The sequence below is a fragment of the Methylobacterium sp. 17Sr1-1 genome (assembly GCF_003173775.1).
GTDB lineage: Bacteria > Pseudomonadota > Alphaproteobacteria > Rhizobiales > Beijerinckiaceae > Methylobacterium.
This window is the reverse complement of sequence record NZ_CP029552.1, coordinates 1,997,140-2,010,543: the sequence shown is the minus strand read 5'-3', so window position 1 is coordinate 2,010,543 and position 13,404 is coordinate 1,997,140. Positions and strand designations below refer to the sequence as shown.

General features: G+C 70.9%; 10 protein-coding genes. 2 read left to right on the top strand and 8 right to left on the bottom strand.

The window, feature by feature from the left end; all coding sequences use genetic code 11:
• Positions 1-128: 128 nt before the first annotated feature.
• From DK412_RS09080 to DK412_RS09065, 4 genes are all read right to left on the bottom strand, one after another.
• Positions 129-3,269: an efflux RND transporter permease subunit gene (locus tag DK412_RS09080; RefSeq protein WP_109971687.1), complete on the bottom strand. Its 3,141-nt coding sequence runs from the start codon at positions 3,267-3,269 to the stop codon at positions 129-131.
• 4 nt (positions 3,270-3,273) lie between these two features.
• Positions 3,274-4,539, bottom strand: coding sequence for an efflux RND transporter periplasmic adaptor subunit (locus DK412_RS09075; RefSeq protein WP_109971686.1), 1,266 nt, complete (start codon positions 4,537-4,539; stop codon positions 3,274-3,276).
• Positions 4,536-5,222, bottom strand: a complete 687-nt coding sequence (locus DK412_RS09070) for a TetR/AcrR family transcriptional regulator (protein WP_245447509.1) — start codon at positions 5,220-5,222, stop codon at positions 4,536-4,538. Before DK412_RS09070 ends, DK412_RS09075 begins: the two co-directional genes overlap by 4 nt.
• A 421-nt stretch (positions 5,223-5,643) precedes the next feature.
• Positions 5,644-6,195, bottom strand: coding sequence for a DUF4337 domain-containing protein (locus DK412_RS09065; protein ID WP_109971685.1), 552 nt, complete (start codon positions 6,193-6,195; stop codon positions 5,644-5,646).
• A gap of 231 nt (positions 6,196-6,426) precedes the next feature.
• Between DK412_RS09065 and DK412_RS09060 the strand changes: the two genes are divergently transcribed.
• On the top strand, positions 6,427-7,122 hold the full coding sequence (locus DK412_RS09060) for a hypothetical protein (RefSeq protein ID WP_109971684.1): 696 nt from the start codon (positions 6,427-6,429) through the stop codon (positions 7,120-7,122).
• A gap of 99 nt (positions 7,123-7,221) precedes the next feature.
• Positions 7,222-8,883, top strand: coding sequence for a Na/Pi cotransporter family protein (locus DK412_RS09055; protein WP_109971683.1), 1,662 nt, complete (start codon positions 7,222-7,224; stop codon positions 8,881-8,883).
• 84 nt (positions 8,884-8,967) lie between these two features.
• Here DK412_RS09055 and ugpC read toward each other — a convergent pair whose 3' ends face one another.
• The 4 genes from ugpC to DK412_RS09035 all read right to left on the bottom strand — a co-directional run bounded on the left by ugpC (position 8,968) and on the right by DK412_RS09035 (position 13,373).
• On the bottom strand, positions 8,968-10,011 hold the full coding sequence (gene ugpC, locus DK412_RS09050) for a sn-glycerol-3-phosphate ABC transporter ATP-binding protein UgpC (protein WP_109971682.1): 1,044 nt from the start codon (positions 10,009-10,011) through the stop codon (positions 8,968-8,970).
• A gap of 6 nt (positions 10,012-10,017) precedes the next feature.
• Positions 10,018-10,833: a carbohydrate ABC transporter permease gene (locus DK412_RS09045; protein ID WP_109971681.1), complete on the bottom strand. Its 816-nt coding sequence runs from the start codon at positions 10,831-10,833 to the stop codon at positions 10,018-10,020.
• 10 nt (positions 10,834-10,843) lie between these two features.
• Positions 10,844-11,755, bottom strand: a complete 912-nt coding sequence (locus DK412_RS09040; RefSeq protein ID WP_245447507.1) for a sugar ABC transporter permease — start codon at positions 11,753-11,755, stop codon at positions 10,844-10,846.
• Positions 11,756-12,023: 268 nt separating this feature from the next.
• A complete protein-coding gene (locus DK412_RS09035) occupies positions 12,024-13,373 on the bottom strand; it encodes an ABC transporter substrate-binding protein (protein ID WP_245447506.1) in 1,350 nt (449 codons plus the stop codon).
• Between the last annotated feature and the right edge of the window lie 31 nt (positions 13,374-13,404).

Genomic DNA, 13,404 nt, shown 5'->3' with positions numbered 1-13,404 from the left:
TCTCCACCTCTGGGCGGGGACAAGCTCTCACGGCCCCGCGTGGCGCCCGACAATGCTCCGCTCACCGGCGGGTTCCGCTCGGTCAGCGCGGCCCAGATCTGCGCGCGCGACTGGACCGGCGCCTCTCCTTACTCCGCCGGCTGGTGCCGGCCCGCCTCCCCCTCCGGCCGGGTCGCCGGCAGGCGCCCGCGGCGCAGCGACAGGACGAGGCGGGTCGCCCCGGTCCCGAGGCGGTCCATGTAGAGGTAGAGCACCGGCGTGATGAACAGGGTGAGGAGCTGCGACACCAGCAGCCCGCCCACCACCGCGACGCCGAGGGGCTGGCGCAATTCGGCGCTCGCCCCGTGGCCGATGGCGATCGGCAGGGTGCCCATCACGGCTGCCGCCGTCGTCATCATGATCGGGCGGAAGCGTAAGGCGCAGGCCTCGCGGATCGCCGCCGCCGGGGCCCAGTTCTGCTCGCGCTGGAGCACCAGGGCGACGTCGATCATCATGATGGCGTTCTTCTTCACGATGCCGATCAGCATCAGGACGCCGATGATCGCGATCACCGAGAGGTCCATCCCGTAGAGCTGGAGCGCGCCCAGCGCCCCGATCGCCGCCGCCGGCAGGCCGGTGAGGATGGTGAGGGGGTGGATGAAGCTCTCGTAGAGGATGCCGAGCACGAGGTAGATGGTGATGACGGCCGCCGCCAGGAGCAGCCCCTGGTTCGCCAGCGCGTCCTGGAATACCTGGGCGGTGCCGGCGAAGGTCGTCGTGATGGTGCCCGGCACCCCAAGAGTGTCCTTGATCGCGGCGATGCGGTTGACTGCCTGGCCGAGCGCCACGCCGGGAGCGAGGTCGAACGAGATCGTCACCGCCGGCAGGAGGCCGAGCTGGTTGATCGAGAGCGGGCCCGGCACCCGGGTGACGCTCGCCACCGCCGAGAGCGGCACCAGCCTGCCGTTGCTCGCGCGCAGGCGGATCTCGTCGAGCCGGTCGGCGGTCCAGTTCAGGCGCGGGTCGAACTCGGTGATGACCTGGTAGCTGTCGGCGGTGCCGTAGATGGTCGAGACCTGCCGGGTGCCGAAGCCGGTATAGAGGGTCTGGCGGATCTGGTCGGAGGTGATGCCCAGCGCCTGCGCCTTGTCGGTATCGACCGTTACCTTGGCCTGGAGCGCGGCGTTCTGGAGGTCGCTGGTGACGCCCGCGAAGGTGGCGCGGTCCTTCGCCAGGGCCTCGGTCAGCCGCTCGGACCAGCGCTCGAGATCGGGGCGGTTCAGGCCCTGCACCACGTACTGGTACTGGCTCTTCGACTGGCGCCCGCCGAGGCGCAGGTTCTGCACCGGCGTGATGAACGAGGTCAGGCCCGGCACCGCGGCGAGCTGCTGGCGCAGTTCCGTGAGGGTGCGGGAGAGCGGCGGGCGCTGGTCGCGGTCCTTCAGCTCGACGAAGAACGAGCCCTGGTTGAGGGTGCCGGAGAAGCCGTTCGAGCCGGCCCGGCTCACCACGTGGGCCACCGCCGGGTGGCGGGCGAGGATCACCTCGGCCTCGTGCTGGAGCGCGCTCATCGCGTCGAAGGACACGTCCTGCCCGGCTTCCGTGGCGATCTGGAGCTGGCCGATATCTTCTGAGGGGAAGAACCCCTTCGGGATCACCACGAACATCCAGGCGGTGAGCGCGACGCTCGCGAAGAACACCATCAGCACGGCGAAGGGCCAGCGCAGGCAGAGATCGACCCCGCGCTCGTAAGCGCCTTGCATCCGGGCGAAGCCGCGCTCGAACAGGTTCTTCTTCTGCCCATGCCCGGCGGCGTCGGCCGGCAGGCGGGCCGCGAGCATCGGGGTCAGCGTGATCGAGATCACCGCCGAGGCGACGATGGCGATCGTCACCACGATCGCGAACTCGTTGAAGATGCGCCCGACGACCCCGCCCATCAGCAGGACGGGGATGAACACCGCGATGAGCGAGATGGTGATCGACAGGATGGTGAAGCCGATCTCGCCAGCGCCCTTCAGCGCCGCCTCGAACGGCTTCATCCCCTCCTCGACGTGCCGGACGATGTTTTCCAGCATCACGATCGCGTCGTCGACGACGAGCCCGACCGCGAGCGTGAGGCCGAGCAGCGAGATGTTGTCGATCGAGTAACCGAGCAGGTACATCGCCCCGAAGGTCGCGATGATCGAGATCGGCACCGCCACCGACGGGATCAGCGTCGCGGCGAGCCGCCCGAGGAACAGGTAGATCACCGCGACGACGAGGACGATGGTCAGCACGAGCGTGAACTGCACGTCGTGCACCGCCTCGCGGATCGAGGCCGAGCGGTCGTTGACGACGTCGATGGTGCCGCTGCCGCCCAGCTGCTCCTGGAACTTCGGCAGCATGGCGCGCACCCGGTCGACCACGTCGACGGTGTTGGCGTCGGGCTGCCGCTGGACGGCGAGCACCAGGCCGCGGGTGCCGTCCTTCCACGAGGCGATGCGGTTGTTCTCGACCGAGTCGATGACCCGGGCAACCTCGCCGAGGCGCACCGGCCGGCCGTTGCGGACCGCCACGATCACGTCGCGGAACGCGTCGGCGTTCATCAGCTGGGTGTTGGTCTGGATGGTGAGGTTCTGGCCCCTGCCCTCGACCACGCCGACCGGCGTCGAGGTGTTGGCGTTCTGGATCGCCGCCTGGACCTCGTCGACGCCGATGCCGCGGGCGGCCAGCACGTTGGGATCGAGCTGGACCCGGACGGCGAATTTCTGGCTGCCGAAGACCAGCACCTGCCCGACGCCCGTGATGGTGGAGAGCGAGGGCGAGATCACCGTCTGGGCGAAGGCGTCGAGCGTCGGCAGCGGCGTCGTCTCGCTCGACAAGGCGAGCAGGATCACCGGCGCGTCGGCGGGGTTGAGCTTGCGGAAGCTCGGCGGGATGGTGAGCTCGATCGGCAGCCGGCGCAGGGTGCGGGTGATCGCCGCCTGCACGTCGGCGGCGGCCTGGTCGATGTTGCGCGACAGCTCGAACTCGACGGTGATCGAGGTGAAGCCCTGGTAGTTCGTCGCCGAGATCGTGGCGATCGACGGGATCGTCGAGAATTCCTTGATCAACGGCGTCGCCACGGAGGCGGCCATCGATTCCGGCGAGGCGCCGGGGAGCTGCGCGGTGACCGAGATGGTCGGGAAATCCACGGTCGGCAGCGCCGCCACCGGCAGGAAGCGGTAGGCGAACAGCCCCGACAGCGTCAGCGCGATCGAGAGCAGGATCGTGGCGACGGGCCGGCGGATGAACGGGGCCGAGAGGTTCATGGGGTCACTCGATCCGGGTGGCGGCGCCGGGCTTGGCCGCCTGCGCCTCGGTCGCGTCCTGCGGGCGCTCGCTGACGGTCAGGCCCGGTCGGACCCGGAACTGGCCCTCGACCACCACCCGCTCGCCGGCCGTCAGGCCCTGACCCAGGGCGGTGCGGCCGTCGCGGGAGGCCAGCACCTCGATCGCGCGGCGCTCCACCGTGCGGTCGGGCTTCACGACCCAGACGAAGCTGCCCTCCTGCCCCGGCTGCACCGCGGCCTGCGGCACCGTCACGGTCCCCGGGCGCGAGCCGAGATCGACCTCGATCCGGACGTACTGGCCGGGCCAGAGCCGGTCGTCCTCGTTCGGGAACAAGGCCCAGGCGGTGACGGTGCCGGACGCCTGGTCGACGCTCGAATCGACGAAGGAGAGGCGGCCGGTCGCCAGCACCGCCTCGCCGCCGCTGGGATAGACCCTGACCGGCGCGGTGCCGGGGCGGGCGAGCGCGGCGCGCAAGCCGTCGAGGTCGCGCTCGGGGAGAGAGAAGGTGGCGCGCAGGGGCCGCATCTGCGTGATGGTGACGAGGCCGGTGCCGGCGGATTCGTTGCCCTTGACGAGGTTGCCGGTGGTGACCAGCACCTTGCCGAGGCGGCCCGAGATCGGTGCCCGCACGGTGGTGTAGTCGAGCCGGACCTTGTCGGCCTCGATCGCGGCCTGCGAGGCCGCGACGTTCGCCGACGCGACCTTGGCCTCGGCGGTGGCGACGTCGAACTGGGCCTGAGAGGCGGAGGAGCGGGACAGGAGCTCGCCGACGCGGCGGACGTCGTTCTGGGTGCGGACCTGGGTCGCCTGGTCGCGGGCGAGCGCCGCCTCGTCGCGGGCGAGCTGGGCCCGGATCTCGCGGTCGTCGAGGCGGTAGAGCACGTCGCCCGCCTTCACCACCTGGCCGTCGCGGGCGAGCTGCTCGGTGATGACCCCGTCGATGCGCGGGCGCACGATCACGCTCGCCATCGGCTCGACCCAGCCCACCGCCGAGCGGGTGAGCGCGAGGTCGGTGACGCCGGCCGCCACCGTGGTCACGACCGGGCGCGCGGCGGGGTTGACCGGGGCTACGGGCGCGGGCGGCGCGTAGGCGACCGGCAGGTGCTCCGGCAGGTGCCGGGCGAGGTCGGCCGGCAGCGCTCCCCGGGCCGTGCTCCAGGCCGCGCGGGTGTCGCCGCCGTGGCGCTGCACGAGCCATCCCGCCCCGGCCGCGAGGGCGACCAGGAGGACGAGGAGGAGGCGGATCATCGTGGGGCTCCCATGGGTGGCGCGGACGTGTGAGGCACGGGCCTGGCGCCGAGGCCGTCGAGGAAGAAATCGGCGACCGCGGCCGAGGCGGGCGGACGCCGCCCGGTGCCGTGCACCGCCATGCGGATGCCGCCGAGGATCATCATGACCGCGAGGTCGATGTCGGGCACGTGCAGCTCGCCCGCCGCGACGCCGGCGCGCAGCAGGTCGGCCAGCGCTCCCCGCAAGCCGTCGAAGCCCTCGCGCAGGACTCGCCGGCTGCGCTCGCCGAACTCGGCGCCGCGTCCCTCGATCGCGGTCAGTGCCGGCGAGAGGGCACCGATCCGCTCCAGCACCAGCCCGACCGCTTCGCGCAGGCGCGCGGGCGCGTCGACCGCCGGGATCGCCCCGATCGCGTCGCGCAATTCGGCGAGCGTCCAGGCGAGGCCGGCGATGAACAGGGCTTCCTTGGTGGGGAAGTAGCGGTAGAGCGTCGGCTTGGCGACGCCGGCCGCGGCGGCGACCGCATCCATGTGCACGGCGGCGTAGGGGAGACCCGAGAACAGGCCCATCCCGGCCTCGAGGATTCGGCGACGGCGCTTGGGATCGAGCGACTTGAGGTCGAGCGACTTGGGGTCGAACGGGCGCTCGGCGGGGAGACGTGCGAGATGCGGGCGATCGGCGTGGCGGGCGGCGTCGCTCATGAAGGCCTAACTGAACTGACGAGTTCAGTTAGCGGTCGGGAGTATCCGGCTGGCAAGCATTGGTTTCTGCGACACAAAGACGCAAAATCGACAAGGCGAAGTGTCCATGCCGCAATACATCCAGAAATTGTGACGAGACGTGGCTTGGGACATCACGCCCCCGCGCCCTGCAAGAAGAGCCGCTCGGATGTCGCGCGGCACCGGTCCACCTTCGACGACGTCAGATGGCCGCGGAGCGGAACCCGGAATCCGCACGTGCTGAGTGTTCAGGATCGGGGCGAAAGCGTTGCGCCGCGATCCTCATCCGGTGCGGCTTCTGATCTCGAGGGTCGCGCCGGGCGCCGCTCGCGCGGGCCCGGTGTGACGCAGAGGATCCTGGACGAATCGAGACGATACGGGCGAGGGCGGCCGCGACCGACCCTCACACCAGGTGGAATGCGTGCGGCGCGAACAGCCCGACCGCCAGCATGGCGATCCCGGCGATCCCCAGCGCTCCGCCCGCGAAGGCGAGCGCGGCGATCCCGGTGATGACCTGGGCCGAGGCGAGCACGATGCCGATCTGGAAGGCGGCCGATCCGAGCTCGTAATGGTGGTAGCGGGCGAGCGACAGGTCGCGCTTGGTCTCGGCCGCCTTGGCCTTGGCGGCGAGTTCCTTGCGGCCGTCGCCGGAGGCCGGGTCGGATTCCCAGCGCGCCATGGTCTTGGCCCATTCCTCGGTCTGCTTCTTCACCGCGTCCGGCGACGCGCCGGGATCGAGGGCGGCCTGCTCGCTCGCGGTCTTCAGCACCGTGGCGCGGATCGTGCGCGCCTGGAAATAGGCCCATTGGTTGGCGGATTCGACGTTGGCGCCGAGCGCGTCGGTCTGGGCGCTCTTCGCCAGGGTCTCGCCGAGGGCGAGGAAGAGCGCCAGCACCGAGATCAGCAGCGCGACCTTCTTGTTGGAGGCGTCGACCGCCCCGTGACCACCCGACATCGTCGTCTCCCCTCAACCGGCCATGACCGGCGCGCCGCGCGCCCGGTCTGGCGTAACCCTGCGACAGGACGAAGACCAGCCGCGCCGCGCGTGGCACGGCGAATCGGCGGTGCCCGCGCCTTCATAGCCGGGCCGCGGGGCCGCGCCAGCCCCCGCTTGCGGCGCGAGGCCGGACCGGGCAGGCCTCTCGCGACGGCCCCGTCCGCGGGCCGGCCCGGAGAGACGCCCCTCATGTCGCCTGCTCGCCTACTCGTCCCGCTGCTCGCCGGCCTCGCGGCCGCCCTCCCCGCCCGGGCGGCGGGGCCGGACTGGCCCGACACCTATCTCTCCCGCGTCGAGGCCGTGGCGGTGGTGCAGAGCCTCAACGCCGCCCTGCTCGCGAGCCGCAGCGCCACCGCGACGCTGGAGGGCTGGTGCGCCGCCCACCGCATGGCCGAGGTGCCGCGCCTCGTCGCCCGGCTCGATCGGGGCGTCGACAAGCCGGCCAGCCCGGAGACCCGCAAGCGCCTCGCCGTCGGGCCCGACGAGCCCCTGCGCTACCGCCGCGTGCGGCTCGCCTGCGGCGACCACGTGCTCTCCGAGGCCGACAACTGGTACGTGCCGGCCCGCCTGAGCCCGGAGATGAACCGGGTGCTGGAGACCACCGACACGCCGTTCGGCCGAGCCGTGTCGTCCCTCGGCACCACCCGCCAGACCGTCGGCGCCGAGCCGCACTGGCAGCCCCTGCCCGAGGGCTGGGACCAGGCGGCGCCCCCGGCCCCGGCCTGCGGCACGCTCGTCGTGCCGGAGCACCTGTTCAGCCACCGCGCGGTGCTGTTCACGGGCGAGCGGCAGCCGTTCTCGGAGGTGGTCGAGACCTATACCCGTGAGGTCCTGGACTTCCAGCGTGCGGCCCGCCCGGCCGATCCCGCCTGCCCCAGGCCCTGACCGTTACGGAGTGGGCAGCAGACTTGCATGGCGGGCCGGAACCCGGATGCTCCGGATCTGTATCCTCACCCCGGACCGGACGGAGGCCATCCCAGGCGAATGGACACCACCCTCACCCTGCTCGACCTCTGCGGCGCGGTCGCGCTGCTGCTCTGGGGCATCCACATGGTGCAGACCGGGGTGCAGCGCGCCCTCGGGCCGCACCTGCGCCGCCTGCTCGGGGTGGCGCTCGGCAACAGGGTGAAGGCGCTGGCGGCGGGGCTCGGCGTCACGGCGCTCCTCCAGAGCAGCACCGCCACCGGCCTGATGGTCGCCTCCTTCGCCGGGGCCGGGCTGGTGGCGGTGGTGCCGGCGCTCGCCGTGATGCTCGGCGCCAATATCGGCACCACGCTCATCGTGCAGGTCCTGTCCTTCGACGTCGCCCGGGTGGCGCCGGTCCTGGTGCTGGTCGGCGTGATCCTGTTTCGCCGCGGCGCCGACCCGCGCACCCGCGACATCGGCCGGGCGGCGATCGGCCTCGGGCTGATGCTGATGGCGCTCGCGCGCCTCGTCGAGGTCATCACCCCCTACGAGGACGTGCCGGCCCTGCGGGTGCTGCTCGGCGCCGTCGCGACCGACCGGCTGATCGCCCTGATGCTCGGCGCGGTGCTGACCTGGGCGGCGCATTCGAGCGTGGCCATCGTGCTCCTGGTGATGTCGTTCACGCAGGCCGGGGTGCTGCCGCTGGAGGCCGGGATGGCGCTCGTGCTCGGGGCCAATCTCGGCTCGGCCCTCAACCCGGTGCTGGAAGGGTCTCGCGATGGCGAGGCCGCCGGACGCCGGGTGGCGCTCGGCAACCTCGTCACCCGGGCGCTGGGCTGCGCGGTCGCCCTGCCCTGCCTCGGGCTGATCGGACCGCTCCTCGTGACCTGGCAGCCCGACCTGTCGCGGGCGGTGGCGGATTTCCACACCGCCTTCAACCTCGCCCTCGCGCTCGTTGTCCTGCCGCTCCTCGATCCCTTCGCGGCCCTGCTGCGCCGGCTGGTCCCGGAACGGATCGACGCCCACGATCCCGGCCGGCCGATCCATCTCGACGAGGCCGCCCTGGAGACGCCGCCGGTGGCGCTCGGGGCCGCCGGCCGCGAGGCCCTGCGGATGGCCGACGTGCTCGCCGAGATGATGAACGGCGCCGGCGAGGCGCTGACCGGCGGCGACCGCACGCGGGTGGCGCAGATCCGCCGCATGGACGACACCCTCGACCGGCTCAACGCCGCCATCAAGGCCTACCTCGTCCGCCTCGACCCCGAATCCTTGAGCGAGGACGACGAGCGCCGGGTCGCGGGGCTGCTGGCCTTCACCACCCACCTGGAGCATGCCGGCGACATCCTCTCGCGCAACGTGATGACCCATGCGGCCAAGCGCCTGAAGCGGGGCTTGGCCTTCTCGACCGACGGCAAGGCGGAGGTGGAGGCGCTGCTGGCGCGGCTGTCAGCGAACCTCAGCGCGGCGGGCGCCGCCTTCCTGACCGAGGATCCCCGCGCCGCCCGACGGCTGGCCGACGAGAAGGCGGTGTTTCGCGATCTCGAGGCACGGGCGACCGAGGCGCATTTCCGCCGCCTGCGCGAGGCCGGCCCCGGCTTGGGGCCGGCCGAGGCCACGGCGCTCTATCCCGACCTCGTGCGCGACCTGAAGCGGGTCAACGACCATCTGGTGGCCGGCGCCGCCTACCCGATCCTGGAGACGCGCGGCGCCCTGCGGGCGAGCCGGCTCGAGGAGCCGTGAGCGCGAGCAATCGATCCCGGCTCGGCGGGCATCCGCCGTCCTTCCTCGGCGTCCGCTCGCGCCATCCGGCAATCGTGTCCGCCGCTACACCCGCCGCCCCTCCTCCGAGAACAACGCCCCCCGCCCCGGATCGAAGGTCAGCGCGATCGTCTCGCCCAGCACCGGCGCCGCATCCCCCGGGAGCCGGGCCAGCACCCGCTCCTCGCCGGTCACCACCGTCACAAGGGTATCCGCCCCGAGGGGCTCGACGAGGGAGATGACGCCACGGATCGCCGGGCCCTCGCCGCCGAGGCTCAGGTGCTCCGGCCGGATGCCGAAGGAGGCGCGGCCCGCATGCGCGCTGCGGGTCGGGATGCGCTCGCCGCCCGGCAGCGTCACCGCACCGCCGGACACGTCGACCGGGACGAAGTTCATCGCCGGCGAGCCGATGAAGCTCGCGACGAAGCGCGAGGCGGGGGCGCGGTAGAGCTCGGTCGGGGTGCCGATCTGCTCGATGCGGCCCTCCTTCAGCACGACGATGCGGTCGGCCAGCGTCATCGCCTCGACCTGGTCGTGGGTGACGTAGATCATCGTGGCGCCGAGGCGCTGGTGGAGTTGCTTGATCTCGGCCCGCATGTCGACGCGGAGCTTGGCGTCGAGGTTGGACAGCGGCTCGTCGAACAGGAAGATCTTGGGATCGCGCACCATCGCCCGGCCCATCGCGACACGCTGGCGCTGGCCGCCGGAGAGCGCCTTGGGCTTGCGGTCGAGGAGATGGCCGATCTGCAGGACTTCCGCGACGCGGTCGACCTTGGCGGCGACGGTCTTCTTGTCGACGCCCGCCATTTTCAGGCTGAAGCCGATATTGGCCGCGACGGACATGTGGGGATAGAGCGCGTAATCCTGAAACACCATCGCGATGTCGCGCTGCCAGGGGGCGAGCCCGTTCACCACCTTTCCGTCGATGGCGATTTCGCCGTCCTGGAAGTCCTCGAGCCCGGCGATCATGCGCAACAAGGTGGACTTGCCGCAGCCGGAGGGCCCGACGAAGACGACGAACTCGCCGGGCGAGACGTCGAAGCTGAGCGAGCGGATGACCTCGGCGGTGCCGTAGCGCTTGACGACGTTGCGGATCGAGAGAGCCGACATCGGGGCTTATCCCTTCACCGCCCCGGACGACAGGCCCGAGACGAGTTGGCGTTGGACGAGGAGCGCGAGGACGAGGGGCGGCAGCGCGATCATGGTGGCGGCGGCCATCAGGGCGCCCCAGTTGGTCACCCCCTCGCCGATGAAGTTGAACGAGGCGACGATCGCCGTCTTGGTATCGAAGCCCGACAGGGCGAGCGCGAACAGGAAGTAGTTCCAGGTGAAGACGAAGCAGAGGATCGCCGCCACCACCAGCCCGGGCGCGACGAGCGGGAGCGCGATGCGCATCAGGATCGCGTGCGGCCGGCAGCCGTCCATCTGGGCCGATTCGATCAGCGCCCGCGGCAGGGCGTCGAAGTAGGGCAGGAGCGTCCAGAGCGCGACCGGCACGGTGATCGCCCCGTGGGTCAGGATCAGCACCGTGTAGGTGCCGACGAGGTCGACCTGCGAGAACAGGATGAACCAGGGCAGCAGGAAGAGCGTGCCCGGCGCCATGCGGGCGAACAGGGTCAGCGTCGCCGGCCAGGTGATGCGGTGCCAGGAGATCGCGAAGGCGGCAGGCGCGCCGAGCGCCAGCCCGAGCAGGGTCGCGCCCGCCGCCACCACCAGGCTGTTCCAGGTGTTGTGCAGGAAGTCGGTGCGCAGAAACAATTCGCGGTAATTGTCGAGGGTCGGGGTGAAGATCAGCCGCGGCGGCAGCGCCATCACGTCGCGGCTGACCTTGAACGAGGACAGGACCATCCAGGCGAGCGGCGCCAGGACCGCGACCAGCATCGCGGCGACCTGAAGGCAGCCGAGGATCCGGCGGGGTGCGGTCGGGGCCATCGGCAAGTCCTCAGTAGCTGAGCGCGCGCCGCAGGCGGGCGAAGACCATGACGGTGCACAGGACGACGAGGGAGAGCGTCAGCATCGCCGCCGAGGCGTGGCCGAAGCGCGAGAACTCGAAGCCCTGCTGATAGGCGTACATGTTCATGGTGGTCGAGGCGTTGCCCGGCCCGCCGCGGGTGGCGATGAAGACGAGGTCGAAGAAGCGCAGGAGATCGACCGAGCGCAGCACCGCCGCGGTGAGCAGCGTCGGCCCGAGGAGCGGCAGGGTGACGTAGACGAAGCGGCGCCAGCCGATCACCCCGTCGACCTCCGCGGCCTCGAACACGCTCGCCGGCAGCGATTGCAGGCCGCCGAGCACGATCAGCCCGACGAACGGCGCCCATTGCCAGGTATCGACCAGCGCCACGCTCAAGAGCACCCAGCGCGGGCTCGCGAGCCACAGGAGCGGCCCCACCCCGACCGTGCCGAGCAGCCAGTTCACGATGCCGACCGACGGATCGAGGATCACGATCGCCAGCATGCCGACCACCACCGGCGGCATCATGAACGGCGTGATCGCGATGGTGCGGACGAGATGGCGGGCGGTCTTGACGCCGTTGAGCACGATGCCGAGCCAGGTGCCGAGCACGAGCTGCATCGTGAGGGCGACACCGTAGAGCAGCCAGGTCACCCCGAAGGCGTTGAGGAATTCCGGGTCGCTCGCGAGGTTCAGGTAGTTGTCGAGGCCGACGAAGCGCGGCTCGGTCCCGAGCGAGGCGTCCTGGAGCGAGATCCAGGCGGCGTAGACGAGCGGGAAGACCATCATCAGGACGACGAAGGCCACCGCCGGCCAGACCATCCAGGAGAACGAAATCTTGTGCTGGCCGCGCCGCGCCCGCTCGGGTGCGATCGTGACGGCTGGGCTGGCGATGGTGCTCACGCGTGTCCCCCGTGGCGGGATGTCGGTCGGTGTCGGACGATGATCCGACCCTGAACCTCGTCCTGAACGTCCGTTCGAATCTGCCGACTGGCCTCGAACCCTCCGTGTCATCCCGGAGCCGCGCAGCGGAACCCGGGATCCATCACCGCCAAGGTTTCAGGATGAGGCGGACGGCCGGTCGTCTTGTCCGGTGCCGTCGGCGGTGATGGATCCCGGGTTCTCGGCAACCCTCGCCCCGCGATGACGCGGAGAGTTGGAAGCCTGTGGGCTACTGCAGCTTGAGCAGCGCCGCGTCCGCGTCGCATGCGGCCTGTTGCGGGGTCTTCTGGCCGAGGACCACCTCCTGCGCCGCCCGGCCGATGATCTCGCGAGTCTCCGGCACCCGGTCGGTCGGCGAGGCGTAGTCGCCGGTGCCGCGGCGGCTGATCTCGCTCACCGCCGTGACCCATTGCTGCCGCACCGGCTTCTGGCTCGCCCAGGCCCGCATCCCCTCGCCCTCGAAGACCGAGGTGCGGGACGGCGCGACTCCGCGATCGACCAGGGTGGCCTGCATCTCGGGCGAGGTCGCCCATTGCAAAAAGTACCAGGACGGGCCCTTGCGGCGGGAATACTCGGAGATCGACAAGCCCCAGCCGAAGCCGATCGGCTGCGACACGCCGCTCGCCTTTCCCTTCGGCAGGATCTTGATGCCGAGATCGTCCTCGCGGCCGGGATACTTCATGATGTTGGAAAATTCGTTCGAGGATTCATGGGTCATGGCGACCTTGCCCTGACCCAGAAGCTCGACGACCTGCGGGAAGCTGTGGTTGGTCGCGCCTACCGGACCGTAATCCTTGAGGAGGTCGGTGTAGAGCGTCAGCCCCGCGACCGATTCCGGCCGGCACAGGCCGGGCTTCGTCCCGTCCACCGACTTGAAGCCGCCGCCGCTGTTGAACACGAAGGCGGCCATCGGGTACGGCACGGCGTTGCGCACGCCGCGGGCGGCCCAGGCGTTGATCGACGGATCGCAGGCCTTGATCTTGCGCGCCGCGTCGAGGATGTCCTCGAGGTATTCCGGCACCGCGACATTGCACTTGGCGAAGATGTCCTTGCGCCAGTAGAACAGCGGACCCTCGACGTTGATCGGCAGGCCGGTGAGCTTGCCGCCGAAGGTCTCGTTGCGGATCAGGCCGGCGCCGAAGTCATCGAGCTTGAACTCCGGCGCGGTCTGGCCCGGATCGTTCAGCATCGGCGTGACGTCGGCGTACCAGCCGGCCTTGTTGTAGACCGCGCCCTCGCGGATCTTGAGCGAGATGTAGACGTCGACGTCGGAGGACTTGGCCTGGAGCAGCGTGTTCAGCCGCGCCCGCTGCGGGTCCTCGTTGAGGATCTCGATGCGCAGCTTGATCCCGGTCTTGTCGGTGAATTGCTGCGCCATCTCCCGGACGGCGTTGCCCCAGGGATGGTTGGTGAGGACGAGGTTGATGGTCTGGCCGTCGTACCGCTTCCAGTCGAACCCCTCGGCGGCGGCCGGGGCCGCGCCGGCGAGGCAGGCGATGAGGCCGGCGAGGGCGGCCGGCCCGCGTCTCCCCACGGTCCGGGAGCGGGTCGAGGCTCTCGCGCGCGGCATCGTCGTCATGTTTCCTCCTCGGACCGGATCCCCGGTTCTC

Coding starts and splice junctions, on each gene's coding strand:
- DK412_RS09070 (WP_245447509.1), bottom strand. CDS start 5,222: ATGAGCGACGCCGCCCGCCACGCCGATCGCCCGCATCTCGCACGTCTC.
- DK412_RS09075 (WP_109971686.1), bottom strand. CDS start 4,539: ATGATCCGCCTCCTCCTCGTCCTCCTGGTCGCCCTCGCGGCCGGGGCG.
- ugpC (WP_109971682.1), bottom strand. CDS start 10,011: ATGTCGGCTCTCTCGATCCGCAACGTCGTCAAGCGCTACGGCACCGCC.
- DK412_RS09045 (WP_109971681.1), bottom strand. CDS start 10,833: ATGGCCCCGACCGCACCCCGCCGGATCCTCGGCTGCCTTCAGGTCGCC.
- DK412_RS09035 (WP_245447506.1), bottom strand. CDS start 13,373: ATGACGACGATGCCGCGCGCGAGAGCCTCGACCCGCTCCCGGACCGTG.
- DK412_RS09055 (WP_109971683.1), top strand. CDS start 7,222: ATGGACACCACCCTCACCCTGCTCGACCTCTGCGGCGCGGTCGCGCTG.
- DK412_RS09060 (WP_109971684.1), top strand. CDS start 6,427: ATGTCGCCTGCTCGCCTACTCGTCCCGCTGCTCGCCGGCCTCGCGGCC.
- DK412_RS09065 (WP_109971685.1), bottom strand. CDS start 6,195: ATGTCGGGTGGTCACGGGGCGGTCGACGCCTCCAACAAGAAGGTCGCG.
- DK412_RS09080 (WP_109971687.1), bottom strand. CDS start 3,269: ATGAACCTCTCGGCCCCGTTCATCCGCCGGCCCGTCGCCACGATCCTG.